Genomic DNA, 19,387 nt, shown 5'->3' on the forward strand with positions numbered 1-19,387 from the left:
CTAGAAAGTTGAGTCATTGATGCTGTCCAACCAATCGCTAGCTGCCTTGGTAGTTGCTGCGAGAGCTCCTTCTTTAAAGGGCGATTCAAGATTTGCAGCAGCAACGACTTGAAGGAAGGATTTTGTTCCACCGAGGTCACAGATACGAAGATAATCTTCCCAAGCAGTTTCGTCCTTGTCTACTTGCGTGCGTTTCCAGAATTGGAGGGCGCAGACTTGGGCTAAAGTATAGTCAATGTAGTAGAACGGACTTGCAAAGATATGTCCTTGACGGTACCAGAAGATGCCACGGTTGAGTGCTTCTGATTCAGAGAAATCACGGTCAGGCAGATAGAGTTCTTCCAAACGTTTCCAAGTTGCCTTGCGTTCTGCAGGTGTCATGGTTGGATTTTCATAAATTTCATGTTGGAAATGATCGACCAGAACCCCATAGGGCAAGAAGAGAAGGGCGCCTGCTAGGTGACCAAATTTATATTTGTTCACCTGTTCTTTAAAGAAGCGATCCATCCAAGGCCAGGTCATAAATTCCATAGACATGGAGTGGATTTCACAGGTTTCATAGGTTGGCCAGATAACTTCAGGGCTGGCAATCCAACGTGAGCGATAGACTTGGAAGGCATGCCCAGCTTCGTGAGTCAAAACATCGATGTCGCCACTTGTTCCATTGAAGTTCGAAAAGATAAATGGACTCTTGTAATCTGGAATATAGGTACAATAACCGCCGCTATCTTTACCAGTTTTTGCAACCAAGTCAAGCAGCCCATGTTCCACCATAAAGTCAAAGAATTCACCTGTTTCTGCTGACAATTCATGGTACATTTTTTGTGCCTCTCCGACGATAAAATCAGGATCCCCTTGTGGTGTTGGATTACCGTCTAAGAATTCCAAGGCTAAATCATAGTGTTTGAGGCTAGGCACTTGAATGCGTTTTGCTTGGCGCTCGCGTAGTTTTTGTACGATTGGCACGACATGTTTGAGAATTTCTTCACGGTAGACCTTAACCATATCGCGGTTGTAGTCAAAGCGATTCATGGCTGCATAGCCATATTCTACGTAGTCTTTAAAGCCAAGAGTATGGGCAATCTCAGTCCGAACCTTGACCAATTCATCATAGACACGGTCGAACTCTTCTTCTTTACTTGCAAAATAAGCTGTTGAAGCGTCAGAAGCAGCCTTGCGGACTGCACGGTCAGTTGATTGGGCAAATGGTGCCATTTGGGCAAGGTTGTAGGTTTGACCTTGGAAGTCAATTTTTGCTCCCGCAATCAAGTCCCTGTACTGGTCTACGAGTTCATTTTCCTTTTGGAAAAGAGGAATAGCCTCAGAGGAGAAAATCTTTTGCTTGTTTTCAGCCAACATGAAGAAGGTTTCTGGTAAGAATTCACTTAATGCTGCACGGTATGGACTAGCTAAAACGGCTTGGTAGTAGGCAGTTGTTAATTCTTCAAAGAGGGGGAGGTGTTCATTCCAAAACTTGGTTTCCTCATTGTAAAATTCATCCGTCATATCAATCGTATGGCGAATGTGCCATAAGTTCATCTGCGTGTCGAGGGTCGAGTTGATGGCTGTAATAGCTTTGACCACCTCAATGGCTTTTTCTGCTGAATCTGCCGTCTGTAATTGCTCCGTTAAATGAGATAAGTCTTCTTTGACGAGGGTATAGTCAGGACGTGTATAGGTATAATATGTAAATTTCATAAGAATTTCCTTTCCATTGTTCTATCTACTATCTTACTCTTTTTGAAAACGTTTTGCAAATCGAGAGTGAGGAATGATTTGCAAGTGCTAAAAAATATGCTAAAATAGAATGAATACTGTTTAAAGAGGTAATAGAACATGTCAAAATTGTTAGTTTTTGGTCACCAAAATCCTGATACAGATGCGATTGCGTCTTCTTATGGTTGGGCTTATTTGGAACGTGAGGCTTTTGGTCGTGATGCGGAAAGCGTAGCGCTTGGGACACCAAATGAAGAAACAGCCTTTGCTCTTAACTATTTTGGGGTAACAGCACCGCGCGTGGTAGAATCTGCTAAGGCAGAAGGTGTAGCGCAGGTCATCTTAACAGACCACAATGAATTCCAGCAATCTATTTCTGATATCAAAGAAGTAGAAGTAGTTGCAGTTGTTGACCACCACCGTGTGGCGAATTTTGAAACAGCAAATCCTCTTTACATGCGCTTGGAGCCAGTTGGATCAGCTTCTTCCATCGTTTACCGTGCCTTCAAGGAAAATGGTTTGACACCACCAAAAGAAGTGGCAGGTTTACTCTTGTCAGGTTTGATTTCGGACACACTCTTGCTCAAATCTCCAACCACTCATGCAAGCGACCCACAAGTCGCTAGAGAATTGGCAGAACTAGCAGGCGTTAACTTGGAAGAATACGGACTTGCTATGCTCAAAGCAGGAACTAATCTTGCTAGCAAAACTGCTGATGAATTGATTGACATCGATGCTAAAACCTTCGAATTAAATGGTAACGCCGTTCGTGTGGCACAGGTCAATACGGTTGATATTGCAGAAGTTTTGGAGCGCCAAGCAGAAATCGAAGCAGCCATTGAAGCTGCAAGTAAGGAAAATGACTATTCAGACTTTGTCTTGATGATTACGGATATTGTCAACTCAAATTCTGAAATCCTAGCTCTTGGTCGCAACATGGATAAGGTCGAAGCAGCCTTTAACTTCAAACTCGAAAACAACCATGCCTTCCTGGCAGGAGCAGTTTCTCGTAAAAAACAAGTTGTTCCACAGTTGACAGAAAGCTTTGGCAACTAATCTATGAATCGACAAAGTCCTATTTGGTAGACCAGGTGGGACTTTTTGTGTGGTATAATAATCTTATGATTAAAGTTTACAATCCAACCAAGCTAACCCGCACCGCTTTTTTTCAAGAACTCATTCAGTATCTGGACCAGCAAGATGATGTAACCCTGCGACAGATTAAAAAAGAGTTTGCGACGGTTTTACATGTGGACCGGCAATTGGATCGCTTGATTGAAGCAGGCTATATTCGCAGGAAGGATCGCCGCTATACAAATGCCTTTTCTTGCTTGACTAGCTTAGAGGGCTTGAGGCTAGATCAGGAAATTTTTGTAGAGACGACCAGTCCGATTTTTGAGGAATTAAGCCGTGCGACCTTTACGGTTGCAACAAGCAATTCCACCAACAAGGTCATCATAGAGGAAGAAGTTGATGCGCTTCGGGAGCGCTTGACCTTGTCATCTTATTTTTACAAGTTGTCCAACCAGCTTCCCTTATCAAGCGATCAAGAGGTTCTCTATCAGCTTTTGGGTGATGTCAACAAAGACTATGCCATGAAGTATATGACGACTTTTTTGTTGAAATTTGCACGAAAAGATAGAGTTTTACAACGACGCTCTGATATTTTTGTCAGAGCATTGGAAATCCTAGGTTTTATCAAGGAAGTTGATGCGCAGACCTATGCCTTAACCATGGGGTTGGATAAGGAAAATCTCGTTTTTTATACTCGTCAAAAATCAAACTCTAATGTCGTTAACTTACCTTGCTGAACCCCAGTTCTATCTGCGGTTTTGTTGCCTAATTAGATTTTGATTTTTATAGAGTATACGGCTATAAAATAAGACAGAGCAAAAAGTCTTAAAAATAGTAAATGGCTTAAAATAACGTTGTCAAGAAACGTTGATTCTAAGCCATTTTGTATTGTTCAATTTTTAAGAGAAAGGCTAAACATTGAGTTTTTACCCATCCTCATTTTAATTTAGTCTTCTTTATCTTTATTTGTCAAACTTTGAAACCACTGGTTAACCTTGTCGTAAGGCGTTGTCAGAGCTTCTTTCCAGACCTGATAACGGGTATCAATTAAGAGTCGGAAGAGCTTATCGAGCATTTCTCGTTCTTCATCGGTTAGATTTTGTTGTTGTTCCATTAGGAGGGCGATTTTTTTAGGAGTATCTACGGTAAAGTCATTAAGACGTTCAATACCAGCGTCAATAAACATACCAAACAGTAAATCAAAGAAGTGCTTGAGTTCGTCCTCGTTTAGACTGGCTGTCCATGTTTTTAAGGTTGTGTCAATCTGGATACTGTTTTCCGTCAAGGCAGGTGCTAGTTTGAAATCATGTCCCTCAACTTCCCAAGTGAAGCTGATATGTTGGAGCAGGCCAAAGGCTTTACTTTCGACAATCTCTGCCTTGTCAGGTGTTTCAAGTAGCATACCGACAATCGAATTTTGGGGGATGATAGACTGGATGCGTTCTTTCATTGCTTGATAACCGTCTGATTCAATTACAGAAGGATGAACTCCGGGAGAATCATAAGCAATAATCTGCGCAATGCGTTCTTGATTTCTTGGTTCTAGCTGACTGCTGGCATAGATGGCGAGATTTCCTCCCTTGGAGTGTCCAGCTACATAGACCGTGTAGTTTGGAAGCTGCATGATGGAGTTAAGGTACTGGGTTGCAGATTGTTGGGCAGGGATTTCTGCCATGTAGGTCATATGAAAATCTTCTTTCCAACCGATAATGGTGTCATCTGTTCCCCTGAAAATCGTGACGAGTTTGTCTTGGCCAACTTTGTAGGTAATGGCCGCAAACTGCTTTTCCTCTTCCTTATCATAGTCGTTAACATAGGCAAGTGCTTTGATAGCCTTGAAACGTTTACTATTTTTTAATAAGTCGAGCAGCTTAATGCGATCTGGGGTAATGGTGACAGAGAGATTGGGGGTATCACCATGATTTTTCTCTTCAAATTGCGTAATGATATAATCCAAGCGCTTCAGTTGCTGAACGGTTACATCGGATGAAACTAAGCCGTCAAAAGGCAGATAGGAAATCTCTGTTAAGGCTAGAATATCCAAGCGATTGAGGGGTAAATCGTAAAAATCGTGATTGGCTACTTCTTCAATGTAATTCAGTAGATTTGGCATAGAATACTCCTATGATATATTTAAACTATTATATCGTATCAAAAGGATAGTCGCAACTACTGGACAAATTGTTCTTCCTGGCCTTAATAAGAGAAGGCGAACGCCTGAGCTTTTCTTATCATTCGCCGAGAAATCCTGTCCTAGGTTACAAGTTAGCTTTTCATTCAGAAAAATTCTATCCTAGAAGTTGAGTGAAGTCATCACTGGTTGGAAAAACGCTCCTAGCTTCTAAGAGAAGCCTTTCTTGATCGAAAAATGGTTCCCTAATTTCTAAGTCTGACGTTTTTCAGAAAAAATATTCGGGACTTGCTTTTAGGCATCTCATCTTTCATTAAAATGTTCGTGCCTTGCTGCAAGGACAGCTCTTTCTTGTCGAAAATCGCCAGTCTAGCTTCCTAGTTTTGTGTTTTCGACTGAAACAGTCTATCCTAGAAATTAAGTGAGGCTTTTTCATTGAAAATGGCCTTGCCTATTATCTTTGTTTCTTGATTGATTGGTCGACTTTCGATAACCTTATTTACAGAAAGTGAAGGATAGAGGCGACTGGGTGACAAAAATGTTAGAAAGAAATGGTAGGTTTTCGTTTTTTTACTAGGAAAATAGCTTATAATGGAAGAAGAGAGGACGTGGTGCAATGAAGCAAAAAATCTTACTTGTAGAAGATGATACAGTTATTCGTCAATTGGTGGCAAAAAATCTTCGGAATTGGAATTATGAAGTGGCTGAAAGCGAGGATTTTCAGCTGATTTTAGAGCAGGTAGAGGCATTTCAACCGCATTTGATTTTAATGGATATTGGTCTGCCTTTTTTTAACGGCTATTACTGGTGTCAAGAAATCCGGAAAATCTCACGTGTGCCGCTTCTTTTTCTGTCCTCACGCGATCAACCCATGGATATTGTAATGGCCATCAATCTAGGGGGCGATGATTATGTGACCAAGCCTTTTGATATGACGGTTCTTCTAGCGAAAATTCAAGGACTTTTACGCAGAACCTATGACTTTTTGGGTGAGCAGACGGTATTGACCTTTGAAGGCATTCGGTTGGACTTAAAAAGTATGCAGGTGAGCTATGATGGTGTGAGTGAAGATTTGACCAAAAATGAATTTCAAATCCTAAGAATTTTATTCGAGCGGCCGCAGGCCATTGTCAGTCGGGAAGAATTGATGAAAGAATTATGGAATAGCGACTTGTTTGTCGATGATAATACACTGACGGTGAATGTCGGGCGTTTGCGGCGTAAATTAGCAGATATGGGCTTGCAGGATATTATCGTGACCAAAAAAGGAATCGGATATGGATTGGTGCAGCACGATGACTAAAGGACAAGTAGGCTTTTTTGTTAAGCGCTGGCTGGCAACGCGTTTGTTGTTCCTATTGGGCATGCTCTTCTTTATTCTTCTTATCGGTGGTTTTAGTCTACTCTTTCATGTGGAGAATGCACTTGTTGGCTATGCCAGTCTGTTGCTTTTCTGCATTGTTGGAGTGGTGTTTTTCCTTGATATGGGCAAGGAGTGGCGGCAGTTTACCTTGGCAAGCAGGCGAGAGCTTGTGACGAGAGGAACAGCGACTGAAGTAGTCTTACAAGCTCGTGTGCAAGAGTTAGAAGAAGAATTACGCCAACAACTGGATCAGGAGCGCAGGCGTCAGAGTGATTTTCAAGACTACTATACCTTGTGGGCTCACCAGATGAAAATCCCCATTGCAGCCAGTCAACTGCTAGCGAGAGATTTGCCAGCTGGTCCTGAGAGGCAGGCCTTGGAGCAGGAATTGTTCAAGGTTGAGCAATATACAGGACAAGTCTTGCATTATTTGCGCTTGCAATCCTTTCATGAAGACTTGCTTGTTCAGCGTGAATCGCTTGATTTTCTCGTTCGGCAAGTCATCAAGAAGTATTCGATTTTCTTTATCCAGCAAAAGACAGAGCTTCGCTTAGATGAGTTAGAGCTGACTCTTGCAACAGACAAGAAATGGTTCTGCCTCCTGCTTGAACAATTTATTTCCAATGCTATTAAGTATACGGTAGGTGGACAAATTTGGATTTACCTAGACGGTGCTGATCTGGTCATCCAAGATACAGGGATAGGCATTGCTAAAAGTGACATGGAACGGATTTTTGCTCGTGGCTTCTCAGGCTACAATGGCCGCATTTCGCAACAATCTTCTGGTCTAGGACTGTATTTGGCACAAGGAATTGGTGAAAAGTTGGGACTGACCTTCCGTCTGACATCGGAAATAGGACAAGGCACACAGGTACGCATCTGCCTCAAAGAAGAAAAACTGATTCTTGATTGACTATAGTGGGCTGAGAAAGGAATAGGACAAGGCAAGGAGCTGCAAATAGAACTGGTGTTCATTAAAGCGACTTAACGATGTCCTAACCTTTATTCAATTCACTATAAGAACCTGTATTTACGGCATAGCAACGCTATTCAGGTCTTATTTTTCGCTACACATCGTTGCTTTTTTTCGAAATACAGTCAGTATTCCTTCATAAGATACGAGGGCGTAAAAAAAAGCGAATGAAAAATAGGAAATATGACGAAGAAGCGTAAGCTTCTAGGAGTATTTATCTTTTTTCCGAGCTTTTAGCCCGAGTTCAATTATCTAAGATACGAGAGCGTTAAAAGGCACACAGTATACCCCTAGGGCATCCGTATCTGTAGAACGAGCAAGCTCGTAACAGCTACGGTAAGATAGGAGATTGACGATGTGTTCGATGAACACAAGGCATTATATAGCTCTTAGTTCGTGTTCAGTTCTCCATCCACTATACTTCGCTTATGAATACAGGTTCTAAAACTAACAAAAATGTAAGACAAATGAGAGCTAAAGCTAAGGTAGCATAGGAAGAAATGGGCTATCATAAGACTAGAAAGAGTTGAGCAGACAGAAGATTCATCTGTTTGAACAGGCAAGACAGTATCGGTTACGGATGTCTGTACTTGCGATTCAAGGAATACAAGGAGGTTTATAATGGTGTTACTCGACGTTCAACATGTACAGAAGATCTATCAGGCACGCTTTTTAGCCAATCAGGTAGAGGCCTTAAAAGACATTCACTTTACCGTTGAAAAGGGTGAATATGTGGCAATTATGGGGGAATCAGGTTCGGGGAAATCGACCTTGCTCAATATTTTAGCCATGCTAGACAAGCCGACCCAAGGCAAGGTGTTCTTGAATGGGGTGGATACCCAGACAATCAAAAACAAGGATGCTTCTGCCTTTCGTAGGGAGAAGTTGGGTTTTGTTTTTCAAGATTTTAACCTACTAGACACCCTATCGGTCAAGGAAAATGTCCTCCTTCCCTTGGTGTTATCGCGTGTCCCTCTCTATGAGATGAATAAGCGGCAATCAGAAGTGCTCGATAGCCTAGGAATTACCAGCTTAAAAGATAAAATGCCCTATGAGATTTCAGGTGGTCAGCAGCAGCGGGTCGCAGTCGCGCGTGCCATTATCACGCAACCAGAAATTCTACTAGCAGATGAGCCAACTGGGGCGCTTGATTCCAAGTCTTCTGCAACCTTGCTGGATATTTTTGACCAAATCAACGAAATGGGGCAAACCCTTCTGATGGTTACCCACTCGACTACAGCAGCCAGTCGGGCAAAACGTGTCCTCTTTATCAAGGATGGCAAGCTTTACAATCAGATTTTTCGAGGAGATCGTACCTCACATGAGATGTTTCAGTTGATTTCAGATACGCTGACCCTCATGGCGAATCGAGGTGAGTAGGATGTGGAAGGTCATCTATACATTAGCAGGCACTAACCTGTTGAAAAATCGGAAATTGTACTATCCCTTTGCCCTAGTGACGGCATTATCAGCAACGATTGCTTACCTATTTACCTCGCTTAGCCATAATCCACACTTGGCAGAGGTCTACGGAGCAAAAACGGTTACGCTGACTCTCCAATTTGGCCAGTATATCGTTCTGTTCACGGTTGCCATGATGCTCCTTTATGCCAATGGCTTCGTTATGAAAAATCGTTCGAAAGAGCTGGGAATCTATACAGTTCTTGGCCTAGAAAAAGGGCATCTGCTCCTAATGACTTTAGTTGAGACTATTTTATTTTCTCTAGTGACAGTGGGGTTCGGTCTCATTTTTGGAGTGATTTTGGATAAGCTGATCTATGCGATTTTACTCAAGACCATGCACGTTAAGGTGGTGTTGGTTTCCGTTTTCCAATGGAGCAATGCGCTGACGGTCATCTTGTATTTTCTCCTGATTTTTTTCGGATTGGCTATTCTAAATGCTGGAACATTAAGCCTATCTTCCTCTCTTCAGCTCGTGAAAGGTCAGAAACGTGGAGAAGCAAAAGGACGATTTTTACTACTTCAAACCTTGCTTGGATTGGGAATTTTGGTCTATGCCTACTATCTATCCCTAAGTGTAGAGAGTCCGATTAAGGCCCTGCCTGTCTTTTTCACAGCAGTTGTCCTCGTTATCGTTGCCACCTATATCCTCTTTCATGCTGGAATCATCAGTTTTTTGAAATGGTTGCAAAGGCGAGAAAGCTATTACTATCAGCCGGCGAATTTTATCTCTGTGTCTAATCTTGTCTTTCGGATGCGGAAAAACGCTATGGGGCTAGCGACCATTGCAATTTTGTCTACCATGTTTATTATTACGATGATTGGTGGAATCAATATCTATGTTGGCGGAAATGATATGATTCAGCAGTTGGAGCCAAATGATTTCACCTACCATTATCAATTTGAAAAAAATGGGGAAACTACAAGAAATACTACTGGTGATGAGGAAGCGGTACTGAAAGAATGGACCTCACAGAACCTAGAGCAAAATGGTGTTCCAATCAGCAAGATGGTTACCTATACCTTTTTTGAAGGCATTATAGGAAAGATGGAGAAAAATCAAGTCAAGCTCCTTGATAAGAATAGGACTGGGTTCAGTTTTTACGACATCAACGTCCTTTATGTCTTTGATGAAGCTTCTTATAAAGGCATGACAGGTGAGCGTTTAGACTTGTCAAGCGATCAGGTTGCAGTTTATAGCAAGAATGTTGATTTTGATGCGCATCAACCAATAGTGATAGGGGAGCAATCCTTTACGGTTAAAAAGCGCCTGCCCAAGAATTTTACAGCCTATCAAACACCGAACAATATGACCCAACTATTTCCAGGGCTTATTCTAGTTGTGCATGATTTAGACGATGTTTCCTTGCTGACAAATAGGAAGACCTATATCGGAGTAGATACTAGCTTGACCGAAGAGGAGCAGATGCAGCGTTGGGAAAATTGGCAGGCGCTGAATCCGGATCAGCAACCTGCCTCCCTCACCCTTTCTGGGATGGGATCAGGTAGTCGCGTAGCCGAACGAGCTAGTACCTTTGCCTTTACAGGTTCCCTCTTCTTTATTGGGATCTTCCTATCTGTGGTCTTCCTTATGGCAACTGTATTGGTGATTTACTACAAGCAGATATCAGAAGCCTATGAAGACAGGGAACGTTTTGTCATCATGCAAAAAGTAGGGCTGGATGAAGGACAGACCAAGCAGAGTATTCGCAAGCAGATGGCGACCGTCTTCTTTCTTCCTCTGAGCTTTGCCTTTCTGCATTTGGCTTTTGCCTATAAGGTTCTATCTCAGATTTTGCTGCAGATTGGAATTATCAATAGTGGTCTAGTCTTACAGGTTGCCCTATGGAGCTGTTTCGGGTATTTCACTCTCTATCTCCTTGTCTATCTCTTAACGGCTCGCTCATACCGATCTGTTATCCGTTCCAACTAAATCAGCCTTAAGACGGATGAAAGAGATGGGAGGATAGGGTATACTAAAGTCAATCCTAAATATTTTCATAATCTCCTTAGAACATCAGCCACATGGCTGGTGTTTTTGTGTACCTAAGACTTGTGATATAATGGAGTAGCGAAGGACAGGCAGAGGAACTGTCCGCTATAGAAAAGAGGTAGAACATGACATTTGAAGACATTTTACCAGGTTTAAAGGCCAAGAAGAAATACGTCCGTACAGGCTGGGGCGGGGCTGAAAACTATGTCCAACTCTTTGACACGATTGAGCAAAACGGTGTAGCGCTTGAAGTAACGCCCTACTTTTTAATCAATGTGTCAGGCGAGGGTGAAGGTTTTTCTATGTGGAGTCCAACACCGTGTGATGTCTTAGCGACAGACTGGGTGGAAGTCCATGACTAAGAAAGTCCTTGTAACAGGGGTCTCATCAGGCATTGGACGGGCTCAGGCTCAGCTGTTTTTGGAGCATGGCCATGAGGTCTATGGTGTCGATAAGGGAGAAGAGCCTGTATTGGTCGGTGCCTTTCATTTTCTACAACTAGATTTACGAGATAACTTAGCACCACTTTTTGACTGGCTGCCAGAGGTGGATATTCTCTGCAATACCGCTGGAAAATTGGATGCTTATAAGGCACTTTTAGATACTAGTGAGGAAGAAATCGAGGACATCTTAGCTATTAATTTACTTGCTAGTATGCGGATTACCCGCTTTTATTTGGCAAAGATGCTGGAAAAAAAGGCAGGTATCATTATCAACATGTGCTCGATTGCTAGTTTCCTAGCTGGTGGTGGCGGTGTAGCCTATACGACTAGTAAGCATGCCCTTGCAGGTTTTACTAAGCAGCTGGCGCTCGATTATGCAGACAAGGGGATTCAGGTTTTTGGCTTAGCACCAGGTGCGGTCAAGACAGCCATGACGGCTAGTGACTTTGAAGAGGGAGGTCTTGCGGAATGGGTTGCGGCTGAAACGCCGATTAAGCGCTGGCTGGATCCGGAAGAAATTGCTGAAGTCACCCTCTTTTTGGCAAGCGGAAAAGCCAGTAGTATGCAGGGGGAAATCCTCAAGATTGACGGCGGTTGGAGTTTGAAATAGTCCGCTAGAAAGGGAGAATGATGACAGCAGAAGAAATGTGGGAGGCTTATCGCCTCATCAATCCTCACATTGGAGATGAAGTAGACGCTTGGCAGTTTGGTGCTGAGCCAGATGTACTGGCTGATTTGGTTCTGCGAGGGGAGAAAACCGCAACGGCCTCAGTTTATGATGAATATCTTGTTTCAGGAGAAATCTTGCCAAAAGTTGGTGAGCGGAGTGTGATATTGGATAGCAGTGGACAGGCAGTTTGTGTTATTGAAACAAAGAAAGTAACGATTGAGCCTTTTTATCAGGTTTCAGCTGCCCATGCTTTTAAAGAAGGAGAGGGCGATAAGTCGCTCGATTATTGGCGTAGAGTTCATGAAGACTTGTTTAGCAAATGGCTGACAGAGCTAGGTCTCGCATTTTCCATTGATTCTCGAGTAGTTTTGGAGGAATTTGAAGTTGTTTATCCGCTCAGTTAAACAGCAGATCTCTTTCCCTCACGGAGAGAGATTTTATAATGGATTCTGGTAGTTCATTTGGAGGACTTAACTTTGTTGCTTCTTGAAAATATGCTATAATAAAGGGAATATGGATAGATTGGATGTTACAAAATGACAAATTATGCAATTATTTTAGCAGCAGGTAAGGGAACTCGAATGAAATCGGATCTGCCAAAGGTCTTGCACAAGGTGGCAGGGATTTCAATGGTGGAACATGTCTTTCGGAGCGTATCCGCCATTTCTCCTGCGAAAATGGTCACGGTAGTAGGACACAAGGCGGAGATGGTTGAAGCTGTATTGGCAGAGCAGACAGAGTTTGTTACCCAAGCAGAACAACTTGGAACGGGCCATGCGGTGATGATGGCAGAGCCACTCCTTCAAAATTGTACTGGACAGACACTGGTTATCGCAGGCGATACCCCTCTGATTACTGGGGAAAGCTTGCGCCATTTGGTTGAGTTCCATGTGAACCATAAGAACGTAGCTACTATTTTGACAGCGGAAACAGATAATCCATTTGGGTACGGTCGTATCGTGCGGAATCAGCACGGTGAAGTGACGAAGATTGTCGAAGAAAAAGATGCTTCTGAGTTTGAAAAGCAAATCAAAGAAATCAATACAGGGACCTATGTCTTTGATAATGCGCGTTTATTTGAGGCGCTGAAAAATATCAATACCAATAATGCACAGGGCGAATATTATATTACAGATGTAATTGGTATTTTCCGTGAAGCAGGTGAAAAGGTTGGTGCCTATGTGCTCCGTGATTTTGATGAAAGTCTTGGGGTCAATGACCGTGTGGCACTTGCTAAGGCCGAAGAAGTCATGCGTACCCGCATTAACAAGAAACATATGGTCAATGGTGTTAGCTTTACAAATCCAGCGGCAACCTATATTGATATCGATGTTGCGATTGCGCCAGATGTGCAGATTGAAGCCAATGTAACCTTGAAAGGAAAAACGTCGATTGGTGCAGAAACTATCTTGACAAACGGTACTTATATTGTCGATTCAGAAATTGGTGCTAGAGTGGTTGTGACCAACTCTATGATTGAGGAATCGCGTATCGCAGAAGGTGTGACAGTTGGGCCGTATGCTCATATCCGCCCAGGGTCACAGCTAGCAAAAGATGTTCATATTGGAAATTTTGTTGAGGTAAAAGGCTCGAGTATTGGTGAAAATACCAAGGCTGGGCATTTGACCTATATTGGAAATGCTGAAGTAGGACGAGATGTCAATTTTGGAGCTGGAACGATTACCGTCAATTATGATGGACAGAAAAAATACACGACCAAGATTGGCGACCATGTCTTTGTTGGTTCAAACTCTACCTTGATTGCACCACTTGAAATTGGAGACAATGCCTTGACAGCAGCTGGATCAACCATTACAAGGAATGTCCCTCAAGATGCGGTCGCAATTGGGCGTAGTCGTCAGGAAAACAAGGCTGAATACGCCAAACGCCTCCCCCATTACCCAAAGGATAAGGAGGAATAATGATGAAATTCGAAGAAAAGACCATTAAGCGGACAGAGATTTTCAAAGGCCATATTTTCGATGTTGTTGTGGATGATGTAGCACTTCCTATGGGAGGCGAAGCCAAGCGGGAGTTGATTTTTCATAAGGGAGCAGTCTGTGTTCTTGCTGTGACTCCTGAGGGCAAGCTGATTTTGGTCAAGCAGTACCGCAAGGCGATTGAACAAACCAGCTATGAGATTCCAGCAGGGAAATTAGAAGTTGGAGAAAATGCTGACCCTAAAGCTGCTGCCCTTAGAGAATTAGAAGAAGAAACAGGTTATACTGGTGAGTTAGAGCTCTTGTATGATTTTTATTCTGCAATCGGTTTTTGTAATGAACGCTTGCGCCTTTACATTGCGAAGAATCTTGTTAAGGTTGAAAATCCCCGTCCTATGGACGAGGATGAAGTGATTGAAGTCTATCATGTGAGCTTAGAGGAGGCACTCGCTTTGATTGCTAGTGGCGATATTTGTGATGCTAAGACCATTATGGCTGTTCAGCAGTTACAATTGATGAGAAAGTAGGAATGAGCAATGAGGAAGCCCTTATTGACAGATGAAATACTAGAGAAAGCGAAACAGAAAAGACATCAACAACAGCGTTTTGGCTATTATGCCCCTGATGAGGATGTGATGGATGAGTTTGCATTCGAAGATGAATGGGAGGAGGAGTACACAGGCTACCGTGAAGGCTATACTCACCGTATTCCCGTCGAATCTTCGATTGTCAAAAGTCGTCGTATTGAAACTATTAAGCGCGAGGAATTTCGTGGAAAAGTGAATAAAATGCTGTTTTGGGTTATTCTTTTGGTTATTCTCTTTCTCATTGCAGTCTTTTTTTGGTAAGGAGTTTAGATGAAATTTGGAATTATTGCCGCTATGCCGGAAGAATTGAAGACCTTGGTGGAAGCGCTCGAGTGTGGGGATGAGCAAATCGTATTGGGAAGAACCTACTATACTGGAAGACTAGGAAACCATGAGGTGGTTTTGCTCCAATCAGGGGTTGGAAAGGTCATGTCGGCCATGTCTGTCGCTATCTTAGCCCAGCAATTTCAGGTTGATGTGATTGTGAATACTGGTTCAGCTGGCGCAGTTGCAGATGGGATTGAGATTGGGGATGTGGTTGTGGCAGATCAGTTAGCTTACCACGATGTGGACTTGACAGCCTTTGGCTACGAGTATGGGCAAATGTCAGCCCAACCCTTATATTTTGAAGCAGATAAAGCGCTCCTTGCGCAGATGAAAGAGATCCTTGCTCAGCAAGCTATCACAGCTCATAGTGGTTTAATTGCAACAGGAGACAGTTTTATTGCAGGACAGGATAAGATTGCAACGATTAAAGCGCATTTCTCTGATGTCTTAGCGGTTGAAATGGAGGGAGCAGCCATTGCCCAAGCCGCTCATAGTATTGGACTACCTTTCCTTGTCATCCGCGCCATGAGTGATACTGCGCAAGGAGATGCCAATATCACCTTTGATGAATTTATTATCGAAGCAGGAAAACGCTCGGCAGAAGTCTTGATTGCGTTTTTAAAAACGATGTAATTAATCTTAAAGGAGATTGACGATGTCTGAACATGTGATTGTATTTGCTGCTGATAATAAATATACAAATCAGCTCGTGACAGCTATTAAGTCGGTATGTACGCATAACCAGAATATTAAATTTTATATCTTGAACGATGATATTCCCAAAGAATGGTTTCTTATAATGGAACGGTATCTGGAAGAATTGAATTGCAGTATTTGCGATGTGAAATTGGTTGAAAATGAAGTAACGAAGTTTACGGGACCGTTTTCTCATATCAATTATGTAACGTATTTTCGGTACATGATACCAGAAGTGGTCACAGAAGATAGAGCCTTGTACCTTGATGTGGATCTCGTTGTTACTGGGGAATTGGATGAACTTTTCAATCTAAATTTGGCTAATCATACAATCGCAGCAGTCCCAGATTGGAATCAAAAAGATTATCCAGGACATTTTAATGCTGGTGTTTTATTATTTAATTTAGTTCGTTGTCGCAATGAAGGCTTTACAGAACGAGTGATTAGCTATACACGAGAGCATTTACCGAATTTAGAAGTAGGGGATCAGACAGTGCTAAACCATTTCTATCCAGACTATCTATCTTTACCTAATCGCTATAATGCTCAAATTGGTGCAGAGTCACTAGGAGCAAATTATAGGGAAACAGAATCTCCGATCATATTTCATTTTTCGACAAATCAAAAACCTTGGAGTGACTATACGTATAATGGTTTTCGTGAGCTTTGGTGGTTTTACCATAATTTAGAATGGCAGGAGTTGCTAGCTTACTGGAAAATTAAGAAGCAAGATTTGAAACAACTGTTTTCTTTGAATTTTCGACAAGAGTGCTTTATTATGACAGATTCTGAAAGCATTGAACAAATTACCTATCTTATTCAAATGTTGCCAGAATATCGTTTTAGCATAGCAGCCCGTACGGTTATGGCACCAAGTTTACGGACTCTATCTCAGCATAAAAATGTTTTTATTTATCCACAGGTTAGTAAACCAATGATGGAGGAGCTGTTAAATCGTTCGTCAATCTATCTAGATATTAACCACTTTAATGAAGTGGATGATATTGTTCAGAGAGCAAAAGAAGGCGGTAAACGTATTTTTGCATTTTCAAATACAAAACATAGAAATGATGACTATTATGTAGAAATTGTCCCTGAAAGCACTCCTGAAAAGATGATTGAATGCTTAAAAGCAGTTTGTATCGAAAATCAGTAGACTAACGGTTGCAATAAAGAAATTATTGGAACACAACTGACTCATAATGGTATAGTAATGGCTTCTTGAAAAATATAGATGAATATTAGGAGTTTGCAGAAATTAATAATCCGATTCTACCCACCCCTTTGCTTATTTAAAAGGAGAATAATCATGGCAAAAAATCCATTGGAAGATAGTATTCAAAGTCGAATGTCGGCAGAACGGTATCAGGTATCCACTAAAGGAAAGAAAAGGGAAAAGATTCCAGTTTTCCAGATTTTATTAATCCTATCAATGATTCTAGGCTTGATTATGACCCTAGTAGGAGTGCTAACACAGCTCTTGAAGTAGATTTGGATGTGAAAAGAGAACGAAGATGGAAGAGTTAGTGATTCGTGTCAGAGATAATAGGGGTGTATAAAGAATATCAGGCATCCGTTTTTCGGTTTGGAGACGGAGATGGATTTGATAGCAGGGTAAGCATCCTTATCAAGATTACCATCCTGATTTGGGTACGATACTAGCCAACTACAGCTAGGCATATAAAAAGAGCTGGAAGAGAAAGAGCAAGAAACAAGTGTCACCTACCGACTCGTAGAGCAGAAATTAGATTTTTTACAGAAAGAAGAGATGAAATAATGGCTATACATATTACAAATCTATATGGTCAGTCCTCTAGGAGTGTGGCCTTGATGTCTCAGGCCATGGTAGCAGATATCGGTAGAAGTCTGGGCATGAAAGAGATTGGAATTTACTACTATAATTCTAGTCAGGAAAGTGCGAGTTCGAAGGCTTCCCGTTTTGATGGGATGAATGCAGCGTTGGCGCATGGGGATATCGTGATTTTCCAAACACCGATATGGCATTCAGTCAGTTTTGAGAAAGAATACTTACAGTGTATCAAGCGATACAACATCAAATTAGCGATTTTTATCCACGATGTTTTACCCTTGATGTTTGAAGGAAATTACTATCTCATGTCACAAGTGATTGAGAACTATAATATGGCAGATGTACTGATTGTTCCTTCACAAGCGATGGTAGATGTTTTACGAGAGAATGGGCTGACGGTTAAGAAAATCATTATCCAGCATATGTGGGATCATACCATACCATTAAGTGAGGAAGAGCCACGTTTTTCACAGACCGTTAATTTTTCAGGCTCACCAAAGCGCTTTTCCTTTATCGAGGATTGGAAGTCAAATATCTTACTTCAGATTTTTACAGATGAAGCGGATCAAGTGGATCTTTCTGGGGCTAATCTACAGCTCAATGGTTGGAAATCCGGAACAGAGTTGTTGAGTCAGCTTGCACGCAATGGCGGATTTGGCTTGGTTTGGAATCAGAGGGATGGTCGAGACTATTATCAGTTAAACGCTTCTTATAAATTGAGTACCTATTTAGCAGCGGGTCTCCCAGTCTTTGTGCCTACTACCTTATCGAATAAAGAAATCATTGTCAAAAATGGTCTAGGATTTGCCATTTCTTCTTTGGATGACATTCCTGCCATTTTAGAAAGTCTGACGGAAGAAACTTATACTCGGATGGTTCAGAAAGTCAAAGAATTTCGTATGCTTTTGAATCAAGGTTATTTTACAAAGAAGGTCTTGGTAGATACGATTCATGCCTTGTTTCGATCAGAGGATGAGGTTGACTTGCCATGAGAAACTTTTTGTTTCGCTATCCACTCGTTAAGAAAATCTTATTTTCCCTTTGGATTAGTATTGTTTTTCTCATGGGGCGCTATATTCCCTTGCCTCATGTGGATATGTCACAGGTAAGTTTAGTTGCAGATTCATCTTTAGAAGTGGCTTCTGCTCTATCTGGTGGAAGTTTAGCCAATATCGGTCTTTTCTCGTTAGGCTTAGGCCCATGGATGTATTCGACGGTATTAAATAGGGTTTGTACACTTGGTCGAAAACGTCAAGTCGGAGGAAACACGCAGCAACGAAAACAGTTGCTGGTTATGTTACTTGTCGCTATGATTCAAGGTTTGGGAATTGCTCTTACGCTGACATATGTGGAGCATTCGATTTTTAATTCTATTCAACTCATTGCGATGACAACACTTTTGTTGGTAGCAGGGTCCTTTGTTCTTACGTGGTTAGGTAATCTGAACGTAACTTATGGTGTGGGTGGGTCGACCCTTATTATGTTTCTTGGTATGATTGTCTCACAGTTTCGGGCTGTTCCAATCTTTGTAGATGTCCTAGCAGGTCCTAAAGCGATGTATGCTTTATTTATCCTTGTCTGGACTTTATTGAGCATTTATGTGACAGTTGTTTTTGAGAAAGCAGAATACCGGATTCCTATTGAAAGAGTATCTATTAATAGCGAGATGGTTAAGAAGGCTTATTTGCCTATTCGTGTTAATCCTTCTAATGGAATGCCTATCATGTATGCCTATACTTTTTTGGCTCTTCCCCAGTATTTTTTAATGGTGCTATCCTATCTTTTAAAAGATACTTCCTTGTTGCAATATGGTGTTTATTTTACGACAAGAAATGAGATTGGGATTGGAATCTATCTATTATTGGTACTCTTATTATCGTATAGTTTTGCGTTTGTTAATTTGGATCCACTTTCTATTTCAAAAGAATTTCGCGCTTCAGGAGACTATATAAAAAATGTCCGTTCTGGCAAACCAACTCAACTGTATTTGACAGACTATATTCGCTTTTTTGGGATTTTTAGTGGAATAATCATGGGGATTTTACTCAGCACACCCCTCATTCTCTTCTTGTCGGAGCAGGAGTTGCAAACGATAACTCCTTTGTCGGGGATTTTTATGATGATGACAGGGATGGTGTTGATGATTCGTGAGGAAGTGTTTACTTCACGATTGCGACGGCAATACACAGAATTATTTTAAGGA

General features: G+C 41.8%; 19 protein-coding genes. 17 read left to right on the forward strand and 2 right to left on the reverse strand.

All coding sequences use genetic code 11. The annotated features are described in order from the left end of the window. Positions 1 to 1,698: a M3 family oligoendopeptidase gene (locus J5M87_RS03035; RefSeq protein ID WP_154608690.1), complete on the reverse strand. Its 1,698-nt coding sequence runs from the start codon at positions 1,696 to 1,698 to the stop codon at positions 1 to 3. A 138-nt stretch (positions 1,699 to 1,836) separates the two neighbouring features. Between J5M87_RS03035 and J5M87_RS03040 the strand changes: the two genes are divergently transcribed. Continuing rightward, the gene (locus tag J5M87_RS03040) at positions 1,837 to 2,772 is read left to right on the forward strand and encodes a manganese-dependent inorganic pyrophosphatase (protein WP_154608691.1); all 936 of its coding nucleotides are present in this window, start codon (positions 1,837 to 1,839) and stop codon (positions 2,770 to 2,772) included. A 65-nt stretch (positions 2,773 to 2,837) separates the two neighbouring features. Continuing rightward, positions 2,838 to 3,527, forward strand: coding sequence for a DUF1803 domain-containing protein (locus J5M87_RS03045; protein ID WP_154608766.1), 690 nt, complete (start codon positions 2,838 to 2,840; stop codon positions 3,525 to 3,527). A gap of 209 nt (positions 3,528 to 3,736) precedes the next feature. On the opposite strand, the gene J5M87_RS03050 is transcribed toward J5M87_RS03045, so the two are convergent. Beyond that, positions 3,737 to 4,903, reverse strand: coding sequence for a DUF2974 domain-containing protein (locus J5M87_RS03050; RefSeq protein WP_154608692.1), 1,167 nt, complete (start codon positions 4,901 to 4,903; stop codon positions 3,737 to 3,739). Between the two features lie 634 nt (positions 4,904 to 5,537). Between J5M87_RS03050 and J5M87_RS03055 the strand changes: the two genes are divergently transcribed. The 15 genes from J5M87_RS03055 (at position 5,538) to secY2 (ending at position 19,384) form a co-directional block, all read left to right on the forward strand. Further along, positions 5,538 to 6,224, forward strand: coding sequence for a response regulator transcription factor (locus J5M87_RS03055; protein WP_154608693.1), 687 nt, complete (start codon positions 5,538 to 5,540; stop codon positions 6,222 to 6,224). Beyond that, the gene (locus tag J5M87_RS03060) at positions 6,217 to 7,197 is read left to right on the forward strand and encodes a sensor histidine kinase (protein ID WP_154608694.1); all 981 of its coding nucleotides are present in this window, start codon (positions 6,217 to 6,219) and stop codon (positions 7,195 to 7,197) included. Before J5M87_RS03055 ends, J5M87_RS03060 begins: the two co-directional genes overlap by 8 nt. Before the next feature lie 681 nt (positions 7,198 to 7,878). Beyond that, a complete protein-coding gene (locus J5M87_RS03065) occupies positions 7,879 to 8,637 on the forward strand; it encodes an ABC transporter ATP-binding protein (protein ID WP_154608695.1) in 759 nt (252 codons plus the stop codon). A gap of 1 nt (position 8,638) precedes the next feature. After that, a complete protein-coding gene (locus J5M87_RS03070) occupies positions 8,639 to 10,651 on the forward strand; it encodes an ABC transporter permease (protein WP_154608696.1) in 2,013 nt (670 codons plus the stop codon). 185 nt (positions 10,652 to 10,836) lie between these two features. Next, on the forward strand, positions 10,837 to 11,073 hold the full coding sequence (locus tag J5M87_RS03075) for a DUF2829 domain-containing protein (protein ID WP_067088403.1): 237 nt from the start codon (positions 10,837 to 10,839) through the stop codon (positions 11,071 to 11,073). Continuing rightward, the gene (locus J5M87_RS03080; RefSeq protein WP_154608697.1) at positions 11,066 to 11,764 is read left to right on the forward strand and encodes a 3-oxoacyl-ACP reductase; all 699 of its coding nucleotides are present in this window, start codon (positions 11,066 to 11,068) and stop codon (positions 11,762 to 11,764) included. Before J5M87_RS03075 ends, J5M87_RS03080 begins: the two co-directional genes overlap by 8 nt. Positions 11,765 to 11,784: 20 nt before the next feature. Beyond that, positions 11,785 to 12,228 (forward strand): ASCH domain-containing protein, encoded by a 444-nt coding sequence (locus J5M87_RS03085; protein ID WP_154608698.1) that lies wholly within the window; start codon positions 11,785 to 11,787, stop codon positions 12,226 to 12,228. Between the two features lie 132 nt (positions 12,229 to 12,360). After that, on the forward strand, positions 12,361 to 13,746 hold the full coding sequence (glmU, locus tag J5M87_RS03090; RefSeq protein WP_154608699.1) for a bifunctional UDP-N-acetylglucosamine diphosphorylase/glucosamine-1-phosphate N-acetyltransferase GlmU: 1,386 nt from the start codon (positions 12,361 to 12,363) through the stop codon (positions 13,744 to 13,746). A 2-nt stretch (positions 13,747 to 13,748) separates the two neighbouring features. Further along, positions 13,749 to 14,291: an NUDIX hydrolase gene (locus J5M87_RS03095; RefSeq protein WP_154608767.1), complete on the forward strand. Its 543-nt coding sequence runs from the start codon at positions 13,749 to 13,751 to the stop codon at positions 14,289 to 14,291. 9 nt (positions 14,292 to 14,300) lie between these two features. Then, positions 14,301 to 14,612, forward strand: coding sequence for a cell wall synthase accessory phosphoprotein MacP (gene macP / locus J5M87_RS03100; protein WP_154608700.1), 312 nt, complete (start codon positions 14,301 to 14,303; stop codon positions 14,610 to 14,612). A 9-nt stretch (positions 14,613 to 14,621) separates the two neighbouring features. Continuing rightward, positions 14,622 to 15,311, forward strand: coding sequence for a 5'-methylthioadenosine/adenosylhomocysteine nucleosidase (locus J5M87_RS03105; RefSeq protein WP_154608701.1), 690 nt, complete (start codon positions 14,622 to 14,624; stop codon positions 15,309 to 15,311). A gap of 22 nt (positions 15,312 to 15,333) precedes the next feature. Beyond that, entirely contained in the window at positions 15,334 to 16,530 is a 1,197-nt protein-coding gene (locus J5M87_RS03110) for a glycosyltransferase family 8 protein (protein ID WP_154608702.1), read from the forward strand. A gap of 153 nt (positions 16,531 to 16,683) precedes the next feature. Next, the gene (locus J5M87_RS03115) at positions 16,684 to 16,863 is read left to right on the forward strand and encodes a hypothetical protein (protein ID WP_154608703.1); all 180 of its coding nucleotides are present in this window, start codon (positions 16,684 to 16,686) and stop codon (positions 16,861 to 16,863) included. Between the two features lie 287 nt (positions 16,864 to 17,150). After that, a complete protein-coding gene (locus tag J5M87_RS03120) occupies positions 17,151 to 18,176 on the forward strand; it encodes a sugar transferase (RefSeq protein WP_230082375.1) in 1,026 nt (341 codons plus the stop codon). Then, entirely contained in the window at positions 18,173 to 19,384 is a 1,212-nt protein-coding gene (gene secY2, locus J5M87_RS03125; protein ID WP_154608704.1) for an accessory Sec system protein translocase subunit SecY2, read from the forward strand. Before J5M87_RS03120 ends, secY2 begins: the two co-directional genes overlap by 4 nt. Positions 19,385 to 19,387 lie beyond the last annotated feature (3 nt).

This window comes from Streptococcus sp. zg-86 (assembly GCF_017639855.1).
GTDB lineage: Bacteria > Bacillota > Bacilli > Lactobacillales > Streptococcaceae > Streptococcus > Streptococcus zhangguiae.